The organism is Chloroflexota bacterium (assembly GCA_014360905.1).
Lineage (GTDB): Bacteria > Chloroflexota > Anaerolineae > UBA2200 > UBA2200 > JACIWX01.
In genome coordinates this window covers 23,440-43,231 of record JACIWW010000009.1, presented here as the reverse complement: position 1 = coordinate 43,231, position 19,792 = coordinate 23,440, and the positions used below count along the sequence as shown (strand labels likewise).

At 54.7% G+C, this 19,792-nt stretch carries 16 protein-coding genes; 2 read left to right on the top strand and 14 right to left on the bottom strand.

Annotated elements, in window-relative coordinates:
• Positions 1-194: 194 nt before the first annotated feature.
• From H5T67_05555 to H5T67_05490, 14 genes are all read right to left on the bottom strand, one after another.
• Entirely contained in the window at positions 195-1,181 is a 987-nt protein-coding gene (locus H5T67_05555; GenBank protein MBC7244783.1) for a hypothetical protein, read from the bottom strand.
• Positions 1,182-1,254: 73 nt separating this feature from the next.
• The gene (locus H5T67_05550; protein ID MBC7244782.1) at positions 1,255-2,430 is read right to left on the bottom strand and encodes an FprA family A-type flavoprotein; all 1,176 of its coding nucleotides are present in this window, start codon (positions 2,428-2,430) and stop codon (positions 1,255-1,257) included.
• Positions 2,431-2,536: 106 nt separating this feature from the next.
• The gene (locus H5T67_05545) at positions 2,537-2,986 is read right to left on the bottom strand and encodes a hypothetical protein (protein MBC7244781.1); all 450 of its coding nucleotides are present in this window, start codon (positions 2,984-2,986) and stop codon (positions 2,537-2,539) included.
• A gap of 215 nt (positions 2,987-3,201) precedes the next feature.
• Positions 3,202-3,984 carry a peptidoglycan editing factor PgeF gene (gene pgeF / locus H5T67_05540; protein ID MBC7244780.1) on the bottom strand — a complete coding sequence of 261 codons (783 nt, stop codon included), beginning with the start codon at positions 3,982-3,984 and terminating at the stop codon, positions 3,202-3,204.
• Positions 3,981-5,000 carry an adenosine deaminase gene (gene add, locus H5T67_05535; GenBank protein MBC7244779.1) on the bottom strand — a complete coding sequence of 340 codons (1,020 nt, stop codon included), beginning with the start codon at positions 4,998-5,000 and terminating at the stop codon, positions 3,981-3,983. Before add ends, pgeF begins: the two co-directional genes overlap by 4 nt.
• Positions 5,001-5,055: 55 nt before the next feature.
• Entirely contained in the window at positions 5,056-6,603 is a 1,548-nt protein-coding gene (locus H5T67_05530; protein MBC7244778.1) for a radical SAM protein, read from the bottom strand.
• Between the two features lie 4 nt (positions 6,604-6,607).
• Positions 6,608-7,555, bottom strand: coding sequence for a ribose-phosphate pyrophosphokinase (locus H5T67_05525; protein ID MBC7244777.1), 948 nt, complete (start codon positions 7,553-7,555; stop codon positions 6,608-6,610).
• Between the two features lie 42 nt (positions 7,556-7,597).
• The gene (locus H5T67_05520; GenBank protein MBC7244776.1) at positions 7,598-9,142 is read right to left on the bottom strand and encodes a glycosyltransferase family 39 protein; all 1,545 of its coding nucleotides are present in this window, start codon (positions 9,140-9,142) and stop codon (positions 7,598-7,600) included.
• Entirely contained in the window at positions 9,129-9,950 is an 822-nt protein-coding gene (locus H5T67_05515; GenBank protein ID MBC7244775.1) for a glycosyltransferase family 2 protein, read from the bottom strand. Before H5T67_05515 ends, H5T67_05520 begins: the two co-directional genes overlap by 14 nt.
• Positions 9,951-10,068: 118 nt before the next feature.
• Positions 10,069-11,019 carry a glycosyltransferase family 2 protein gene (locus H5T67_05510; GenBank protein ID MBC7244774.1) on the bottom strand — a complete coding sequence of 317 codons (951 nt, stop codon included), beginning with the start codon at positions 11,017-11,019 and terminating at the stop codon, positions 10,069-10,071.
• A complete protein-coding gene (rfbD, locus tag H5T67_05505) occupies positions 11,012-11,839 on the bottom strand; it encodes a dTDP-4-dehydrorhamnose reductase (GenBank protein MBC7244773.1) in 828 nt (275 codons plus the stop codon). Before rfbD ends, H5T67_05510 begins: the two co-directional genes overlap by 8 nt.
• Positions 11,840-11,923: 84 nt before the next feature.
• A complete protein-coding gene (locus H5T67_05500; GenBank protein ID MBC7244772.1) occupies positions 11,924-13,654 on the bottom strand; it encodes an alkaline phosphatase family protein in 1,731 nt (576 codons plus the stop codon).
• 27 nt (positions 13,655-13,681) lie between these two features.
• Positions 13,682-14,599 (bottom strand): diacylglycerol kinase family lipid kinase, encoded by a 918-nt coding sequence (locus H5T67_05495; GenBank protein ID MBC7244771.1) that lies wholly within the window; start codon positions 14,597-14,599, stop codon positions 13,682-13,684.
• Positions 14,600-14,656: 57 nt separating this feature from the next.
• Entirely contained in the window at positions 14,657-17,710 is a 3,054-nt protein-coding gene (locus H5T67_05490; protein ID MBC7244770.1) for a hypothetical protein, read from the bottom strand.
• Between the two features lie 312 nt (positions 17,711-18,022).
• Here H5T67_05490 and H5T67_05485 point away from each other — a divergent pair, with 312 nt between their 5' ends.
• A complete protein-coding gene (locus H5T67_05485) occupies positions 18,023-18,637 on the top strand; it encodes a helix-turn-helix transcriptional regulator (protein MBC7244769.1) in 615 nt (204 codons plus the stop codon).
• A 10-nt stretch (positions 18,638-18,647) separates the two neighbouring features.
• Positions 18,648-19,778, top strand: coding sequence for an ABC transporter permease (locus tag H5T67_05480; protein ID MBC7244768.1), 1,131 nt, complete (start codon positions 18,648-18,650; stop codon positions 19,776-19,778).
• The last annotated feature ends 14 nt before the right edge of the window (positions 19,779-19,792 follow it).

The following is a 19,792-nucleotide window of genomic DNA, read 5'->3' as shown; positions in this document are numbered from 1 at the left end:
GTAGTGTTTGGCATCCATTGGCACAGCATTGTGCTGAATAGCGGTCTCCCCCGCGATGACCATGATGCAGATCTGCTTCGTTCAAGGCAGAGACTTGCGATAAATAGACCAGGTATCAATCCTGATAGATGCGGTGGTTTTTTACCAGGTGTCACATTTGGCCTCGAGATGCGAAATGGATATAGCGAGGTACATTATAGCACCACCTCGATACCCAGGCCTAATTCAGCGGCGCGTTGTAGGATCAGTTGCGCCACAGAAATGTCCTGCACCGCATTGCCCACCGATTTGAAAAAGGTAATCTGCTGGGGATCCGTCCGACCAGGGCGAATACCCGCCGCCACCTGTCCGATCTCGGCGGCGAGATGCTCGCGAGTGATCAGCCCCTGGTTCAGAGGGATAATCAAATCGCCGGCTTCAGCCAGGCAGGCATCTACGTTATCCACGATAACCCGTGCGCGTTGGACGGTCGCAGCAGGAATCTCTTGCATCTCCGGGGTAAAAGCACCAATGCCGTTGATATGCACACCGGGTTTTAGATGGGCATCGTCAAAGAGGGGAGTTTTGCTCGTGGTGGCGGTGCAGATGATGTCAGCCTCGCGCACCGCTTCATATGGCGAGGAGGCGGTGCGGATGTGAGAAGGGATGTGTCCACCACGTGTGGACATCTCAGCGATGAAACGTTGGACAGCCTGGGGATTGAGGTCATAGACCCAGACCTCTTGGATATCGCGCACCGCGCAGACTCCTTCCAACTGGGTTCGTCCCTGTGTTCCTGCACCAAAGATGGCGACTACGCGGGCATCAGGGCGAGCCAGCAAACGAGTGGCTACTCCTGAAGCAGCACCGGTGCGCAGGGCAGTCAGGTATCCCCCTTCTATCACGGCTATGGGTGCGCCAGTTTGGGCATCGTTAACGATGACAAGAGCATGGATGGTTGGCAAACCCATTTTGATGTTATAAGGGAACACAGTCGCAATTTTGGCACCCAGACCATCTGTACGCGCCAGGTAAGCCGGCATGTACAGGACGACACCTTCTTGCTTTGGTACGTGAAGTGCTAGACGCACGGGAACAGTGGCTTCGCCCTGCGATAGTTGGATATAGGCTGTTTGGACTGCATCAATGGCTTCAGCCATAGTTACGGCACGTTGTACATCTTGACGGGATAGAATACGGATCATAGGACGTTTCCTCGCTCAGAAATGGCTGCTTGCTTCTCTAGGGGTGCGATGGAACCGCGCCCCTATTGCTTTATAGGTTCAGACCTCGGTGTTTGTCCGCAATAGTGGCTGCCAGTCTATCCAAAGCCTGAAAATCTGCTTCCCTGGGGAATCCCTTACATAGGACAGGATCCAGAACCTCGACCTCCAGGTTGGGGATCAAGACGGCAATTTGTTCGATAACCTTGCTGCTCCAGCCGTAAGAACCAATGATGGTCGCGAATTTCAGTTTGGGTCGCAGTGCGTTGGCTAGATAGGCAGCGTAGAATACATTGGGATGTGGACCGATGTGCACCGTGGGTGTGCCGATGACCATGGTGGCAGCGTCCACCAGGGCAATGGCCAACTTGCCGATGTCGGTGGCGGCCAGATCGAACTGGTGTACCGTGATGCCTCGTTCAGCCAGTGCACCGACCAAGTGTTCCACCATCCTCCTAGTACTGCCATGCATGGAGACGTAAGGCAAGACCACGATATTCTTAGGCTTTTCTGAAACCCAATCTCGGTATGCATCCAGGATAAAAGACGGACGGTCGTAGATTGGGCCGTGGCTGGGGGCAATCAGGTCAATATCACGCCCCTCAATCTTCTCCAGATTCTTGCGGATGACCTTGCGGAAGGGCATCATGATCTCTGCATAGTAGCGTTTGGCTGCTTCATAGACGCGCCACTCATCGGTGACGTACAGGTCAGTCGTGGCGAGGTGCGAACCAAAGAAATCGCAGGTGAACAGAATGCGCTCCTCCGGCAGGTAGGTCACCATCGTCTCTGGCCAGTGGACCCAAGGCGTATGAATGAACTCCAGTGTCCTACCACCCAATGATAGAGTCTCACCGTCTTCCATGGTGAGGATTCTTTCTTCTGGAATGCAGAGGAGATCCACAAGCATTCCCTTGCCCTTGGGCGTGGTAACGACTTGGGCGTTCTCGTATTTATCCAGGACGTGGGGGATGGCTCCGGAGTGATCTTGCTCGGCGTGGTGTGCGACGACATAGTCCAGGCGTGGCACGTTTTCTAACTGGTGCATGAGGATGTGCGTCATTGTCGGGTCAACAGTGTCCAGCAGTGCTACTTTATCTCTTCCTTGGACTAGATAGGCGTTGTAACTGGTCCCGTCGGGCAGGGGAATCAAGGAATCAAAGAGCCGGCGGTCCCAATCAACAGCTCCCATCCAATACAGATTCTCCCTTATCTTTCTTGCTTTCATTATGTGCCTCCTATTGCACATAGTTGATCTAATAGCGAAGCCAGGCCTGCTCTCCAACTCGGACGAAAATCCATTTGAGTCGGACTGGCTATTCATATTTGTTCACTTAGAACGGATTGTCCGGCATGGCGGACTTGATAGCGTGTTCGATTTCCGCATCGGACGCGCCCTGGTCTCTCATCTCTCTGGCACGCAGCAACTGTCTGCCTAGATCAAAGTTCATGTTCAGGGACTTCATCAGTCGGTTAGCATACGCCTGTCGGAGTTCCTGGCGATGTTCGGGCAGGACGACGGCTTGAAGCTGAGGGAGAATTTGCTGCAGGAGGGCTGCCTCATCAGGGTCATGGGGCTGAAGGATCTCGATGAGATCGTTGATCTCTGCCTCGCCAAAAGAAGGTGCGCGCACAAGATAGTCGAGGGCCGCGTTGTAAGCCCCTAGGAACAGCGAGACCTTGAGGAGTATCTCGTTCTGGGGAGTGGGATGGGACATGTAGTAGTCGCCTAACTGCACGATGAGCAGGTTGATCTGGGTCATGCCTTGCACAATCTTATTCATTTGAGTTTCCATATTGGCTGGCCCTCCTTATGGCCTCCAAAACTACGGTTGCTAACGACTCGCTACATAATGTTTTACGCAATCCGTTTCTCCTGCTGGAAGGACACGTGTGTGGAATTCAATTTGCTCTGCAACTATGTGCATTGGTTGTCAAGATGCTCCTAATTTTCGTTATTATAAGGCAGGAATGAAGATGCGTCAAAAGCAGAGGGACATCAGCGTAGAGCCAACATGGCGGCGAAGCGACCGGTACGGCCATGCTCCGCACGATGGGAGAAGAATTCGGCGGTGTGGCAACTGGTGCACAGTCCGCTATCCTCGATTTGTGTCACGCCTAGGTCTTGTAACTGCCGACGCACTGCCCCAGGCAAGTCGAAATGGACTGTTCCATTTGGCTGGGGTAGCAGGAGGTCGCTGCCAGCCCCAAAGGCTTGCTCGACTTGCGCCACCACTTCAGGACCGACTTCATAGCAGCAAGGGCCGATGGCTGGGCCGATGCCGGCAACGAGATGGCATGGGTTGCAGGCAAATGCCTGCCGCAATGCTGCCACGGTATTCAACACTACGTCAGCAAATAGGCCGCGCCAGCCGACATGCACCAAGCCAATGGCGTGGCGTGATGGATCGTAGAGCATCAACGGCACGCAATCAGCAAAGCGCAGCAAGAGGGCAGTGCCGCGCTCCGCACTGACGAGGCTATCGGTTGCCGGCATGATGGTCCCCCACTGGGCAGCACCGACGACGGCTACGTGTTCGCCATGCACTTGGCGGGCAGTAACGACGGTGTCCGCTTTGATGCCCAAGGTCTGGAAGATGCGCTCATGGTTGGACTGCACGGCTGTGTCATCATCCCCGATGAAATGCCCCACGTTGAGGCTCTGGAATGAGCCTTGGCTGGTCCCGCCTATGCGTGTGAAGACAGCGTGCAATAGTTCTTCGTAGTGGGTCAAGGAAGCAAATTGATAGAAGACGATGCTGTTTGCTATGCGTCGAATCATGCTTGCGGCCACTGGTCGAGGATGATGCGACATAATTCTTGTCTTTCTTCTTCGCTGGCGAAGGTGCTGCGTGCGGCAGTCAGCACGGTATGCTGAATTTCTGACAAACCCCAACCAAATTGCCTGACTAGTTTTCCATACTCCTGGGTCAGCGTGGTGTTGGAAGTAGTGCGGCCATCGGTATTCACGGTAACGGGCAGGCCAAGTTTCAGGTAACGGTCAATAGGATGCTCGGCTAAACTGTTCACGGCGCGTGTTTGCACGTTGCTGGTGGGGCACATCTCCAGGCTGATGTGGTTTTCCCGCACCGGGGCGAACAGCGTGGGGTCTTCTTCCAGATGGACGCCATGGCCTAGACGCTGCGCCCTCAGCAGATGGATGGCTTCGCGGATGCTCTCTGCTCCAGCAGCTTCACCAGCGTGGACAGTACGTGGCATGCCCACGCCGCGTGCCAGGCGGAAGGCGGTACGGTGAGGAAAGCCACTGTGTTCCGCTTCATCAGCAGCCAGGTCCAGCCCTACTACTTTGCCCGGGCACCAGTTTTGGATGGCATACTGGGCTACTTCGTGGCTCAGTGCCGATGGGTCATGGCGCAGGCAGCAGATGATTTGTCCCGTGCGTACGCCAAAGTCCGTGCGAGCTGCCTGAAGCCCTGCTGCGACGGCATCAATGACTTGTTGCATGGAAAGGCCGCGTCGTATGCATAACTGAGGGGCATAGCGGATCTCGGCATAGACGATGTGCTCTGCTGCCATATCCTGTACCAGTTCGTAGGCCACACGCTCCAGAGCAGGGGCTGTCTGCAGCACTTGCAGCGCTGTCACTACGCGCGTCAGATAATCAGCCAGGTTTTCACAAATAGGGGGTGCGATGAGCGCTGCCTCCAGGTCGTCTGGCAGGTCAATGCCCTGTTCTTCGCCCAGTTCGCGCACTGTTTGCGGGCGAACGGATGTGTCGAGATGCACGTGCAGTTCAATTTTGGGTAGATAGCGGATGGTTTCTTCGGTTAGGGTCATGGTTTCTATTAATGCTCCTGTGTGAGAAAGTGCATAGGAAAACGGAAGGCGTGTGTTATGGCTGCATGCGGATAAAGCTCCATGGTAGAGGTTCATCGGCTTGGCGCGCACGGGTGTAGTGCTCGCTCTGCAAGCCATGTTCGGACAAGGCTCTTTTCCAATCGGACAGCGATGGCGCGTGTAAGGAAGCCAAGACCGCGCCAAGTCGCCGGTCGCCACGTGCCAGCACGGCTTGTACCGTAGCCCAAGCCAGGCTCTCCGATGCCATGCGCACGTTGATGTCCTGTAAGGCGTTCTGGAGCCAGCGCAGGCGGCGTTGCAGTGTAGTGGTGGGGGCCATAGCCTGCCGTTCGAAAGGCGTGTGGGCTTTGGGCACAAAGGGTGCAACACTGACTAGGACACGCCCGCGAAAGGCAGTGCTCACTTGCTGCACCAGTGAGACAATGGCCTGTATATCTTCCTCCTCTTCGCCAGGAAGCCCCACCATGAAGTACAGCTTCAATTCACTGAATCCATAGCGCGAGGCTTGCTCCGTAGCATAAAAGATGTCCTGGGTGGGGATCCTTTTGTTGATGGCTCTGCGCAGTCGCTCCGAACCTGCTTCAGGCGCTATCGTGAGGGTACGAGAGCCACTGGCTGCCAGTGCTGCGAGCAGCGCTTCGGGCAGTGGGTCAACACGCAGCGAAGACACAGAGAGCTGCATGCCCATGTCTTGCAAACCGCTCACCAGTTCCTCAATTTGTGCATAATCGGATACTGCGGCGCTGACTAAGCCGACTTTGGTGCGGAATCTCTGCCCCCAGCGCGCCTGTTCGAGCAGGTTTGCCGCACTGCGCTCACGGGGCGGTCGGTACAGACAGCCTGCCAGACAAAAGCGGCAGCCCCGTCCACAACCTCGGGCAATCTCCATCAGGTGCATGTCGCCAAACTCGGTGGCATGGGTGAAGATGCGCGTATGGGTCGGGTAGAGGTCGAGGTTGCGCACCCATTGGCGTTGGATACGGAGTGCGGGAGGACTGGCATCCCGCTTGGTTGGCACGTACACGCCAGGTATCTCGCTCAGCACTTGCAGCAATGCGGCTCGGCAGCCCGTGATGCCTATGTGCAGCGCATCCAGGAGGCGAGGCAGAATCTCCTCTACTTCACCAATGACGAACGCATCGCACAGTTCAGCCAAAGGCTCGGGATTGGCCGACACAGCAGGCCCCCCGGCAAGCAGGAGAGGGAAACTCTCGTCGCGTTCGGCGGCTGATGGAGGAATGCTGCTGCTGTGCAGCAATGCGACAAAGTTGAGATAATCCAGTTCGAAGGAGAACGAAACTGCGATAACAGCAAATTCGTTCAGCGGTCGTTGGGTTTCCAGGGAGAGTGGAGCGGGCATGCATTGCAGCCGCCGGTAACCGCAGAAGACGCGTTCGCAGACAATGTCGGGACGTGTATTCAGCATGTAATAGAGGGCATGCATGGCTAGGCTGGACATGCCCACGTAGTACGTATTGGGGTAGAGCAGAGCAATAGGGAGCTTGCCACCCCAATCTTTGATGGCTGCTCCCTGCTCAAGAGCCAATATGCGCTTTGTTGCTGCGATCGCTGCCCATTTCATTGCGCTAATATGCGAAGAGGGGTTGCATGGTTTCTCCCTCGTGGATGCGGCGGATGGCCTCGGCGAAGAGCGGAGCTACGGATAGGATTTCCATACAAGGGATGCGCTTCTCTGGCGGGATGGGGACGGTGTTCGTGGTAACGATGGATTTGATTTCAGGCATGGCTTTGAAGTTCTCGATCGCTGGGCCGCAGAAGATGCCGTGAGTGCAGACAAGTGTGGCTTGTTCCACGCCATAGTTGCGCAACAGTTTGATTGCTTCGATCATGGATGTGCCTACGGCGATTTCATCATCAATGAGGATGACTTTCTTGCCGCGCACTTCGCCAATCAGCCCTTCTGTTACTACCGTGGTGTCATCAATGCGCTTCTTACTGACAGCAGCCACAGGCAAGTGCAATTCCCGCGCTAGTTCAGCAGCTCTTTTGGCGTGCCCGATGTCTGGAGTGACGATCACTGTGTCGGTTAGGTCTTTATCACGGAAGTAGCTGGCAAATACCGGCATGGAACTGAGGTGATCCGTGGGCACGCTGAAGAAGCCATGTACCTGTGGGGAATGCAGGGTCATGGTCAAGATGCGCTGTGCGCCAGCGGTAACGAGCAGGTCTGCGATGAGCCGACCAGCGATGGAGATGCGCGGCTCATCCTTCTTGTCGGAGCGGCTATAAGAGTAATAGGGTATAACGGCGGTAACGCGCTTGGCCGAAGCAGAACGGGCAGCGTCGAGCATCAGGAGCAGTTCGAGAACGCGGTCGCTCACCGGGGGTGGGTAGAAGGGTTGGATGATGAAAACATCGCGCTCGCGCACAGGCTCTTGTAATTGGACGTAGAGGTTGTCATTGTGAAAATGACGGGTGACCGAAGGGCTCAGAGGTATGCCACGCAGGGAACAAATTTCCTCAGCCAATTCACGGTGTGCGCTTCCGCTAAAGACACAGATGTCGCTTTCCATCATCGCCTCCTTTCTAGCCAGAGCGTGCTGACGCACATAGGATCATGCTATTTTCAGTGCAGGGATAATATAACGAAACAGACAGAGCAAGTCCAAACCAAGGAATGCCGTGTAGAGCAGCACGGGCGGCAGCCATTGCCAACGGGTGGGCAACCAGCCAGCGGCAGCGAAAAAGGCAATGGCCGGCGCGAGCACGGCCAGAGTCCACTTGTGCATATCCCCACTCAGCAGTCCTTGAATGAGCAGAAGCAAGCTGATCAACAGCAAAACAATGGTCAACCAGCGCGCAGTTGATGGCCGCAACAGTTCTTGCAGGCCAAGGGCTGCTCCCAGGGACAGTGCACCCACAGCGGTGAACAGATAACGACCTTGATGCTGTACGAACTTGAGGTTATAGGCAAAATAGGTCAAAGTGCTGAGCAAAGCGACGACCGCCATCAACAGCAATGCGTTTTTTTGAACTGGGGTCAATTCTATTTGTCCTTGTCTCAGCCGGATGAGGAAGAGGACACAGCCGATTCCGATCACGGCCGTGAACAGCGCCAGCGCTAAGTAGATACGCTCGTCAACGGGCACACCCATCCAGCCAAATTGAGCCCAAAAGCTGTTGAAGGTCGTGCGGATGAAGCGCTGAGCAAAGGACAGCGGCCCTATTTGCGCCCACAGCTCTGCAGTGCGCAACTGTCCTGCTACGATGGCGTCATGCCGTTGCCACCCCAGGATGTCCATTCCGCCATAGAGCAATGCGTTGCGCACAAACCATGGCGCAGCGATGAGCAGGGCGAGTGCGAACACATATAGCAGGTAGCGCCCTTTCGCCAGCGGTTTTGTGACGGAAAGTGCGCATGGGGATTCCTGCTGCCACAGAATGGACATAACAACTGCGCCTATGGCCAGCAGGTAAATCGTAGTCTTAGTCAGAAGCACTAGTCCTAGCAGGATGCCGGTGAGCAAAGCGCGTCTGGGTGCAAGCCCTTCCTGGATGGTACGCACGGACAGGTATAGCATCAACAGCATGAGAAGCTCAGCCAGGGCATCGTTGTTCATCGCGGCGGTTATGGCTAAGTGCATGGGCACAACGGCGACGAAGGCTGTGGCAGCCAAGGGAATGAATAGGCTGCGGGGGAAGATAGCCTGGATCAGGCAGTATGTAACCAATAGTATGCCTGCCCCTGTAGCGACGGAAAAGAGCCGCAACGCTAGGAACTGTGCCGCGAAGGGCAGGCCTGCTGTAAGGCGGTACAGGATAGCTGCCAGCACGTAGTACAGGGGAGGCTGGTGGAATTCGTAGCGGATGGGGGCGATGGACATGTGCGGCGGGAACTTGTTTGTCTTGATCTCCTCTAGATATTGAGCGGGATAATCGCCTGGCTGCAGTACGGGGAATTGGTGCTGCTCTGCGACATACTGGATATAGTTGAAATGAGCCGGCTCATCGGGAGCTTGCCATTTGGGCGTCTGCCAGGCATAGAGAGTGGCCACAGCAAGGTAAAAGAGCAGGATCAAGAGGAAGAAGGGATGGATGGACTTGTTCCGTGCTATAGGCCAGTCATCTTTTGACAGGTCAGAATGGCTAACGGCGCTCATAATAGCCCCGGATGTCGTTCCAGCGCACGCGTAGGACATCGCGCAAGTTGCGCCATGAATCCCTCAGGGGATGGACTTTGCTTTCCGTGCCATAGTACCAGTACACAGGGACTTCGGCGATCTCGTAGCCCCATTTACGGGCCAGAAATAGGATCTCCACGTCAAAGCCGGTGAGCACGGCGCCTTTGACGACGCCAGCCTTGGGACCATAGAGCTGCATGTGCTCAAACAGGTCGTGAGCTGCTGCGCGACGGAAGGCTTTGAAGCCGCATTGAGTGTCCTGTATGCCAGGCAAGGCGAGAAGGCGCACGATGAAGTTAAAGACTCGCCCCATGAGGTGGCGATACCAGGGTTCATGGAAGCGTTTGGCCTCTGCGCCCTCGCGCGAGCCAATGGCCACGTCATAGCCCTGTTCCAGGCGAGGCAGGAGCTTGTCCACTTCCTCGATGGGGGTGGCTCCATCGGCATCGGTGAAGAGGATGTACTGTCCATTGGCTGTCAGCATCCCCGTGCGGACTGCATAGGCCTTGCCCCGATGGTCGTTGCGGATTAGGCGGACAAAAGGGCTTTTTTGGACAAATTCCTGTGCCACCTGCACCGTGCTGTCCGTGCTGCCATCGTCCACGACAATGATCTCAGCAGGATAGCCTTTGCCCTGCAGATAGGAGATGATTTTCTGCAATGTTTGGGGCAGGCGCTTTGCCTCGTTCCAAGTTGGGATGACAATGCTCAAGTACGGGACGGCCGTGGGTTCTGTCGTTTCGGATTTGCGTGTGTCCTGATATTGGCTGTTCGTGGTATGCTCCATTTGACCGTGGTTATGTTGGGTTTCAATGCGCTGACGCGCTTACTACAAACATCAGACTGCTCGAGCGCTTGCTATAAACTTTGCTGAGTTTCTATATATGATAGCAGGGAAGCAACAGTTAGTCAACCACATCCAACAGGCTTTCTAAGTATGCGATGGAAACGCGGCGCAAGCGTTGTATGGCGCGTCGTTTGCCCAGCATGCGCGACCAAGTCAGCAAGCCGGCCCACTGTCCACGCAGCCGTGCCCTTGCTGCTGCGCCACGCCAGGAGCGCAAGGCATCCTTGGCAATGCGCCATTGAGCGGCGAGCATGGCTGGCCAGTATTTGCGCAGCAGAGGGCCTGGCACGTTTTTCGCAATGACGTAGATGGTGTTGCGACCTGTATAGTAACTAGCGGTCACGCCACCGCCACTGGCGCTCAGGTGATGGAAAGCAACGGCGCGAGGAGCGTAGATGGTGGGCCAGCCGGCCAATTGCTGGCGCCAGGCCAGGTCCACATCTTCGCAGTACATGAAGAAACTTTCATCGAACCATCCGATTTCATCCAGGACGCTGCGGCGATATACAGCGGCACCGCCACAGGCGGAAAACACCATGCATTCGCTATCGTACTGTCCCACGTCCTTTTCCCAGACCCCACGATTGACTGGGATGCCATCGCGACGATAGCCATCTCCGGCTGAGTGAAAATGATCGCGCTGGTCGTAGAGCATGATCTTGCAGGCAATGGCTCCTGCCTCTGGATGGGCATGGGCAACGCGGGCGATTTCCTCTAGCCAGTATGGATCCGCTTCTACGTCCTGGTTCAGCAAGGCAATAAGCGAGCCACGGGACTGCGCTATACCTGCATTGACCGCGCCGGTGAAGCCGCGGTTCTCCGACAGAGAGATAAGCCTTACTTCCGGGTAAGCGCGCCGCACCACGCCTACCGTATCATCGGTCGAAGCATTGTCCACGACGAGCACCTCAAAGTCTCGGTACGTCTGTGCTCGCAGCGAGTCGAGACAAGCAGGTAGTAAATGCATGCCATTCCAACTGGGGATGATGATGGAGAAGTGCTCAGCCATGAAAATAATCTGCCAATGCCTCTCGCCAATGGCGTAGGGTGATGCCGAGCTGAGTGGCTGCACAGAAATTGCGCAGTTCACACCGCGCAGGTACTTTGGCTGGGCGCACGTAGCCTTGGGTAGGGAAAATGGGATAGTCTGGACGGCCAGCCAGTTCCAGAATCGCTTTTGCCCACTCGTAGCGCGAGCACACGCCAGCGTTGGTGAGATGGTAAATGCCATAGAGAGGATGAGCAATCAGACGATGCAGTGCCTCGGCCAGGTCAGGAGCGTAAGTGGGCGAGCCAACCTCATCCGTTACAAAGTGCAGTTCGTCGTGCTCATCGGCCAGGCGCAGCACTGTTTTGACAAAATTCTTGCCCGTGCGGCTGTATAGCCAAGCCGTGCGCACGATGTAAAACTTGCACAGGAGGGTTTGGGTGTAGTACTCGCCTGCCAATTTGGAACGTGCATAGACGCTCTGTGGATTGGGGCGGTCCCATTCCCAGTATGGCTCGCTCTTTGTGCCATCGAAGACGTAATCGGTGCTGATATAGACCATAGCCGCATCGCAACTCTGGCAAGATAGGGCGACATTCTGTGTGCCCAAGGCATTCACGCGGTAGGCTGTCTCGGGATTTAATTCGCAGCCATCTACATCGGTGAAAGCGGCAGCATGAATGACTACTTGTGGGCGGAACGAAGTGATGGCGCGTCGCACTTGGGCATAGTTGGTGATGTCGTATTCAGGCAAGTCGAGAAGGAACAGATCTTCGCCATGCAGTACATGCTGCAGGGCCTGCCCCAATTGTCCAGCGCTACCAGTAATTACAATGCGCATTTGTGCCTCCGGATGGGATAGGTGATGCATAATGCATTATACCATTATACACAGATGCTTGCACAATATGGAATGGCACATGGCTCACGTGTGCCGTCTTCTTGTGAGCCTGTCGGTGAGGGCCAGGAGTGCTTTTTGCAGGATCAAGACGGGAATGGGCAGGGCGATGGACAAGACCGCGATGAGCATGGCCTGCATTAGGGTTACAAATTGTATATATGCAATGGTCAAATGGGGCACATACCAGGTGAAGTATAGCCCATTCCACAGGGTACATGCACCCAGCAAGAGGCCGATAAAATACAGTTGCAAGAGCGCATAGCCATAACTGGAGAGGGCTACGGCGAAGCCAGAGCGTTCGCGCTCATGCCAGGTGCGCCAGACCACGATCAGCCCCCCTATAGCCAAGCAGAGAGCCGCCCGCCTAAGGCTCGGCTGCAGCGTGCCTGCCAGTCCCTCGGCGGGGATGCGGCTGAAAGAATAGACGTTGCCTTGACGTAGAAACAAGACATGGTACAGTGCAGCAGCGAGAAGGGATGCCAAAAAAATCCAGACCGTGCGCCAACTTCGCTTCCGCCATGTAAGCCACAGAGGGAGCAAGATGAAAAAGGCAAGGGGAACGGCGCGTTTGGTTCTTTCTTTCCACAGACGCGCACGACGTGCCCGCATCATTTCGAAATCCGCTTGCTTTACGGATAGCGAAGCCAATTGGGCAGCGCTTTCATAGTTCTTTACCTGCAGTGAGCTATATGCGACGAGCATATCCCCTTGGACGGTTTCACTGAGCAAACCCTGGCCTATGCTATAGAGGTACATGCTACTCAAGCGATATCTTTGATGGGCAAGAGCGAGCCATTTCTCCGCCTTGTCCACAAGCTCCATCTTCAGTATTTCTGTCCGCACAAGACCCTGAGCGATGTTGGGCATGGGCGCACCCAACAAGGCAGCAACAGTGGGGGCGAGATCAGTCTGAGACAGAACGCCGCGATCGCCAGTTACTATGTTTTGTCCAACGATGACAAATGGCGTGTTGAGGACAATTGTTTCGTTGCCGCCATAGCCGCCTTCGTCGAGGTGGCCGTGGCTGGAGAGGATGATCAGCACACTTTGCTGTAAATTCATGTTTGTTGCCAGGGTGTGGATGTATTCATCGCAGCGGAGCATGGCCTGTCGGTATTCATCGCTATTGGCGCCATACTGTAGCCCAGCCACATCAACCTGACGCAAGTTCACTAGCAGGAAGTTGGGGTGGAATTCGTGCAGGAACGTGATGGCACGCTCCACGACTTGGCGATCTCCTGCATCATCCTCGCTGTCCACATAGTATTTTACATAAAGAAATTCAGGTGGCACTAGTTTTTCCCACCAATAGAAGCCAGCAATGCCGGCAGAGAGGCCAGCGCGGCGCAATACGGCAAAAATATGGTCTACGGCAATGGGCGTAATCACTTCGTAACTACGGTCGAAAAGCGGGGCATCGTTGAGCTCGGGGCTGGCGCCGCTGAGGAGGGTGGTCCATGCGGTTTGCAGGTTCGATGGGGAGTAACCGAGCATCCTGGCATGTGCACCGCGAAGCCGCAGACTGTTCAGGTAGGGCATTTGAAATGAGGCGTTATAGTTCAATCCGTCTACCATAACTACCACGACTTGTGAGGTAACTGGACGGGTGTTATCTTCGTTGAGCGCTAGATTGCCTTTCAAGGGGGAGCGATAGCCATGCATAGAGAGGACCAAGGCATTGATCCACTTGTAGGATGCAACACCCGCAGCACATAATAGGAGCAAGCTGAGCACTATCAGGACTGCTTTGCGCATGTCATCTCCGGCACAAGTCCTGAATGACTAAACGCGCAGGTTCAAGGCAGCGGGTAGGATGCGAAAGGTGGCTGGTGCTTCGCCAACAAGTTCGCCTTCTGCCTGAATAAACATGCGTTGTCTGGCTTCCACATGCACTTCTTTGGCCTGAAAGGATTCCACCTTGGGATGAGTCAAATGGGTGCCTTTGTAGACGCGGGGAACGTTGATTAAGAACTCTAGTTTGTTGAGGTCTTTCAGGACTACGATGTCGAAGATACCGTCATCTGCGGCCGCTTTTGGACCGATCCACATGCCCCCGCCGAAGTATTGCCCATTGCAGATGATCACGGAGTTGAAGCGTCCTTCTCGGCGTTCGCCGTCGAAGGTAAGTTGTACATCTTTGTTGGTGTACGAGAACAGCGTGGTGACCAAACCGGTCAGGTAGGGGATTGTGCCACCCACGCGCTTGCTCATACGATTGACACGGGCGCAAACCTCGCTATCGAAACCGAGTCCGGCGACATTGACAAAATAGCGGGTGATGGGTTTCCCATCGCGGAAACAGCGGATCTCACCCATGTCCACAAGGCGAGTGTTGTGGCCTAGTGCGACACGGCAGAACTGCGCTGGATCGCGCGCAAAGCCAAGAATGCGGGTAAAGTCCGAACCTGTACCACCAGGGATGATGCTGAGCACTACGTCAGGAGGTACATGCCCTTTCACAACCAAGCCATTGACCACTTCGTTTACTGTGCCATCGCCGCCAACGCAGATAATATAGCAGAAACCAGCCTCGATAGCCTGGCGCGCGATTTCCGTGGCATGTCCTGGGTGCTGAGTCAACTCAGCGATAAACTGCAAACCCCCTTGTGCAAGCACTTGCTGAATGCGTGGCCATGCTTTGCCTACTTTGCCTCCTGAGGCGACGGGGTTCACAATGATCTTGGCCTCGTCTCTGTTCATTCTCCCTCCCAAGCATGTATAAGGCTCAGGGCAATTGCCTGCGGCCTTGCCCCTTCTTTAGTTGCTCAAGGGGCGCTCTAGCAAGAGCCAAGGCACAGAGGCAATGCCGCCAGGGCTCGACAGGTGCACTGTTAATGGTGTGCAATGGATGGCCATGCTGTACCTGCCGGCTGTGGGGCCATCAACGGCTAGATAGTACGTGCCCCGCGGTATATCATAAAGTATACGTGCAAGCCCTGGGCTGACTACGGCAAAGCAATTGGCCGGACTGTCTCCGATGAAGAGAAAGATCCTCAGGTCTGCCGATGCACCAAGGCTTATCTCGAGGCGAGCCAATGGGGAATCGAGTTGCAACGTGTAGATGACCTCCGGGCCGACTTGTCCTGTGCCGCAGTTACCATAGTCATTGATGACTGCCCGATGCCCAGCGGTATTGTTGCTGTAGAAGCCCTCGCAAGCAACCGGGATTGGATCTTCGAAAGTCCCGGCAGGGGTGGCGGTCGGAGTCGGCGATGGCCCAGTTGTGGGCGTAGGAGTAGCAGTCCGTGTGTTGGTTGAAGTGGGAGTAGCCGTTTGGGTTGGCGTGCGTGTCGCCGTAGCTGTCGGAGTAGGCGTCAGCAAGATGCCAGAACCTCCCCTCACCAATGGCAGGTAAAGTTTGAAACGAATAGGAGTGCTGGTTGGTGTAGGTGTAACAGTACGAGTTGGTGTTTGGGTAGGAGTTGGTGTGGGTGTATTCGTTGGCGTTGAAGTTGGTGTATGAGTTGGTGTCGGCGTAAGTGTTTCGGTTGGCGTTGGCGTCAATGGTTCAGTTGGCGTGGGCGTTTGCCAAGCACGGCACTGGACGTCAATGGCATAGTCGCCCGTTTCTAGACCATCAACGACCAGGTAATACGTACCTGGAAGGACATCCCTCTCGATGTACGCGCCCATATCGAAGCAAGTGTTGGGATCGGGTTCAGAAAGCAGGAACATCGCTAGCTCTGCCGTTGTGGTCAAGGTGATGTTCAATGTCGTTGGCGTGTCAATGCTCAGTTTATACACCACTTCGGACGCATTGAAATCAGAGCCGCATTCCCCATAATCGCTTATGTTGGCTGGGTAGTTTGCGTTATCGTCTGAGGTTGATTGCCCACAACCAATGGGCAAAGGATCCTGAAAGGTTCCAGGCACGGGTGGAGTTGGGCCGCTGATAGTCACTGTGCCGTTTTGCACCCCTGTCAGCACTTCATCGCCATTCAGGTTATATACCATTGGTGGATCACCATTACGCGAAACAAAGGTCAATGGCGTGCTCAATCCGCCGGTGCCCCACAGTGCTTTGAAGCGTATCGTCGCCACACGAAAGGTGCCACTCGGTGGCTCTTTGGTCACACCAACACCTGCCCACAAATCTATCTGGCCTGTGGTGTTGTTTGCAGAATTCTTCGTAACATAGTCAAAGTAGTCCTCATTGACTTCAATAGCACTCGCGGGGTTCCCGCTAGCATCTACTACTTGCAAATACAGCGGATTGAAATCGAGGTACAACATCGCAACGATGATCTGCTCGGCACCAGCGGCAATCTGGATATCCACGGTGAAAATTTGGTCCTTCGCAACAGAGGAGGCAAGCGGAACCAGCACGAGATATACACCAGGTTGCGCTGAAGTGCGCAGGCGGATGCCCACATCAGCGCCTGCCCGCCCCGCATCTTCCCACCATCCGTCTTGGCCATTGAAGCTCAGATAAGTGCGGCCTATTTCTGAAGGTCCCTGAGCGTCAACTGCCACCGGGTAAGCGTAGTCGGCATTGGTGAACTTGGCGACCGCCACTATGTCATTGGTGCCCGTTAGACGGAGAGGTGGTATGATGTGCACCGAATGGTATCCCGCCTCGGTGAAGAACAGGTTCTCTCTACTATAGAGCAGATTGCTTAACCTATCACCATCGAACGTGTCATAGAGATAGAGGTCTACATCGGTAGTTGCATCGGTTGTCCAGAATTCGATGCTCCTGGCCCAAGTATCGCTGGCGGGGATGAATTTGCACAAGGCCCAGGCGGTTGTACTGCCATACCCCCAGGCTTCATTCCAGCCGGCATCATCATAGTATAAAAGCTGCCCTGCAGGGTCATAGTTCTGCCACCCTTGAATAAAGGAGGAATTCATCCCAATGCTGGCTGAGCCATAGGCAATGGTGAAGTATCCACGCTCGGAGCCGTAGCCGCAAGTGCCGCCCCAACCTGCCGAGCCCCAACTGTTCTTCACAATCCAGCCGCCTCGTAGGCTGGGACGATCGCGGGGAACAAGTGTGTCATCCCAACCAACGATCAGGACGCTGTGGTTAGGTGGCTCTGTTCCTGGGTAATACAAAGTGTAGGAGCCATCGTAATTCGAGAATTCGATTTCCCAATTATCTCCGCCGAAGCCTGCGTACATGGTAGTCTGCAACGGACCGTAATTGTAGAGATACCATTTCAATACATTGGCATCGGGAAGAACTTCGCCACTTATGATACTCCAATCCGATAGCGTTTTCTGATAGGGGCAGGAGAGATTGCAGTCGGTTTGGAAATCCATATACGGGTCGCATGATTCCTCGACGCTTCCCTTTTGGGAGAACAGATTGGTCACCATGAGAGCATTTCCGCCCAAACAACTGCCACCGATGTCGTTCACTGCTTCCCAATTGCATTCTTTGGCATTGTTCTCCGAAAAGTCATAGAGGCCAGCTCCATCAATGAGCATACGGGATTCCAAGTTGCCAACGGCAGCGAAAGCATAACAGGCTTTGCACGCTTGCTGATCTTTTACCGGCGTGACCTTACCCTGTTCACGCCAGTCCCACCTAGTGGGCAGGGATAGTGCTCTGGCTTCTAATGGTAGTCTATTTCCCTTCAAATGGCTCAAGTCGAGCGATGGTGGTAGGTAGCCGGTACGCGAGGGAGGCATTTGTGCAGGCAGTTGACGTGTGGGTGCTTTCTGCAACACCGGGCGGCTATCTGAAGTAGATGGCTGTGGTGCTTGAATGTCAGCAGGCACGTAGCCAAAAGCCTGCCCTGGCAATAGAATCCATAGCAGGGAAAGGCATAGGAGAGCGAGTGAGAGGATCACGAAGCGACGAATCATAATCTATCCTTTCATAAGCGAATTTGAGGAGCATTCAGGCTGAAGAGTTCTCCATAGCGCTGCCAGATTGTTTTGCGCTGTACGATGTGCATTGGGATATGATCCAAATGGGCGATCATGAACTCATTATAGCCCATTGGAGCGATGTGGTCAAATTGGATAGTTTTGATAAGTCCCTGTTTCTTGGCACTTTAAGCCAAGCGAGATCTCCACGAATGGTACAGTGTGCACGATTTGACAAAAAAGCGCAAAGGTGTATATTTGAGTGAGCACTCACTCAATATTTGGCGTTTGCCTGTCGAGGAGGGTTATATGGGCAACAAAGGTGATGAGCGACGGGCTCGGCGTATTTCAGAGCGAAGACGATGCATTCTCGAGGCTGCTGCCTCTATTTTCGCACGCAAAGGCTTTGAGAAAGCAACCACGCGCGAAATCGCTCAGGAGGCAGAGGTGTCCGAGGGCACCATCTACAACTACTTTGCCAGCAAGCAGCAATTGCTCATGGCTCTGGCGCAAATGATACAGGACAAACTCGCGGCCATCGTCCCAAAACCATCTGCCAATGGAGATGACCGCGCGGTGATCGTGAAGGCGGTAGAAGAGGTGCTGGCTACTATTGCGGAAAACGCAGTGGTGATCAAGGGGCTGCTGACCGCGCTTTGGGATCAAGGCTATGGTTTTCATGGATATCTTCTTCCCGGCGCGAGGGGGTTGATCGCAGAAGTCGAAAACTATTTGCAGGCGCGGATGGCGGCGGGTGCAATCCGCATTTGTGATGTGCACATTGTCGCACGCATGGTGATGGGGATGGTGATTTATCTGACTATGCCCTACATACAGGGCATTGAACCCATGCCTTCACCAGAGCAACGCCACCAACAGGCCGAATTGCTGGTCAGCGTATTGCTTCAGGGTCTCAAGGTATAAGGAGGGGGCTATGTGGCAAAGGCTGCGTGCGATCATCCGCAAGGAATTCACTCAGACGGTGCGCGATCGGCGCACCTTGGCTATTGTGCTCATTTTGCCCATTGTGCTCCTTTTTCTGTTTGGGTATGCTGTAGAGACCCAGGTGGACCATATTCCAACAGTGGTGGTGGACAATAGCCGGGATCAGTACAGTTGGAAGTTCCTGGAAGCGATGGAGACCTCTGGCTTCTTTGATATTCAATACTATGTAGAAAGCGAAGCCGAAGCAATCAGAGCCATTGATGAGGGGCGGGCGCGTGTGGCCATTGTCATTCCGCCGCGCTTTGCAGCTGCTATCGAACGCGGTAATGCGCAAGCACTTATTGTAGTGGATGGCTCCGATGCCATGACGGTGCAGTCAGCTTTCAATGCGGCGGTCACGGTGGGTCAGGCTCATGCGGTTACATTGTTGACGGAGAAATTGGAACGCTCTGGACTGCAGAGTGGTTCTTCCCTTGCTCCCCTGGATGTACGCACGCGTGTGCTGTACAATCCAGACATCCGCAGCCTCGTTTTCATGGTGCCGGGCATGATCGGCTTGATCTTGCAGCAGCAAACGGTGATGCTTACGGCGATGGCCATCGTGCGCGAGCGCGAACTGGGGACGATAGAGCAGATTCTGGTCACGCCAATAAGGCCTTGGGAATTGATGCTAGGCAAAATTTTGCCGAACGTGGTTATCGCCTTCATCAACATGGGCACCATTTTGGCTTTGGGTGTGTTTTGGTTCGACGTGCCTTTTAAGGGCAGTTTGGGACTCTATTTCCTGATGTCGCTGCTATTTGTTTTTTCCTCGCTCGGCTTGGGTATCCTGGTCAGCACCGTGTCCATGAACCAACGGCAAGCGCAGCAACTTTCAGCGCTGATCCTATTGCCGGGCGTGATGCTCTCCGGCTATGTTTTCCCACGTTCGATGATGCCTAAGCTCGTACAGTTGGCAGGCGACCTGTTGCCAATCACCCATTTTCTGCAGATTTCGCGTGGCATTATGACCAAAGGCGTCGGTTTCTATTTCTTCCGGCAACAAGTATTGATCTTGGTGATTTACGGGCTGATCGTCTTTGGGCTCAGCCAGGCTGCGTTCAAGGAGAGGCTGGAGTAATCAGTCAACAAATG

Excerpts from the sequence above, each read along its gene's own strand:
- H5T67_05550 (MBC7244782.1), bottom strand. The coding sequence starts at position 2,430 with ATGAAAGCAAGAAAGATAAGGGAGAATCTGTATTGGATGGGAGCTGTT.
- H5T67_05545 (MBC7244781.1), bottom strand. The coding sequence starts at position 2,986 with ATGAATAAGATTGTGCAAGGCATGACCCAGATCAACCTGCTCATCGTG.
- pgeF (MBC7244780.1), bottom strand. The coding sequence starts at position 3,984 with ATGATTCGACGCATAGCAAACAGCATCGTCTTCTATCAATTTGCTTCC.
- add (MBC7244779.1), bottom strand. The coding sequence starts at position 5,000 with ATGACCCTAACCGAAGAAACCATCCGCTATCTACCCAAAATTGAACTG.
- H5T67_05530 (MBC7244778.1), bottom strand. The coding sequence starts at position 6,603 with ATGAAATGGGCAGCGATCGCAGCAACAAAGCGCATATTGGCTCTTGAG.
- H5T67_05525 (MBC7244777.1), bottom strand. The coding sequence starts at position 7,555 with ATGGAAAGCGACATCTGTGTCTTTAGCGGAAGCGCACACCGTGAATTG.
- H5T67_05520 (MBC7244776.1), bottom strand. The coding sequence starts at position 9,142 with ATGAGCGCCGTTAGCCATTCTGACCTGTCAAAAGATGACTGGCCTATA.
- H5T67_05515 (MBC7244775.1), bottom strand. The coding sequence starts at position 9,950 with ATGGAGCATACCACGAACAGCCAATATCAGGACACACGCAAATCCGAA.
- H5T67_05510 (MBC7244774.1), bottom strand. The coding sequence starts at position 11,019 with ATGGCTGAGCACTTCTCCATCATCATCCCCAGTTGGAATGGCATGCAT.
- rfbD (MBC7244773.1), bottom strand. The coding sequence starts at position 11,839 with ATGCGCATTGTAATTACTGGTAGCGCTGGACAATTGGGGCAGGCCCTG.
- H5T67_05500 (MBC7244772.1), bottom strand. The coding sequence starts at position 13,654 with ATGCGCAAAGCAGTCCTGATAGTGCTCAGCTTGCTCCTATTATGTGCT.
- H5T67_05495 (MBC7244771.1), bottom strand. The coding sequence starts at position 14,599 with ATGAACAGAGACGAGGCCAAGATCATTGTGAACCCCGTCGCCTCAGGA.
- H5T67_05490 (MBC7244770.1), bottom strand. The coding sequence starts at position 17,710 with ATGATTCGTCGCTTCGTGATCCTCTCACTCGCTCTCCTATGCCTTTCC.
- H5T67_05485 (MBC7244769.1), top strand. The coding sequence starts at position 18,023 with ATGGGCAACAAAGGTGATGAGCGACGGGCTCGGCGTATTTCAGAGCGA.
- H5T67_05480 (MBC7244768.1), top strand. The coding sequence starts at position 18,648 with ATGTGGCAAAGGCTGCGTGCGATCATCCGCAAGGAATTCACTCAGACG.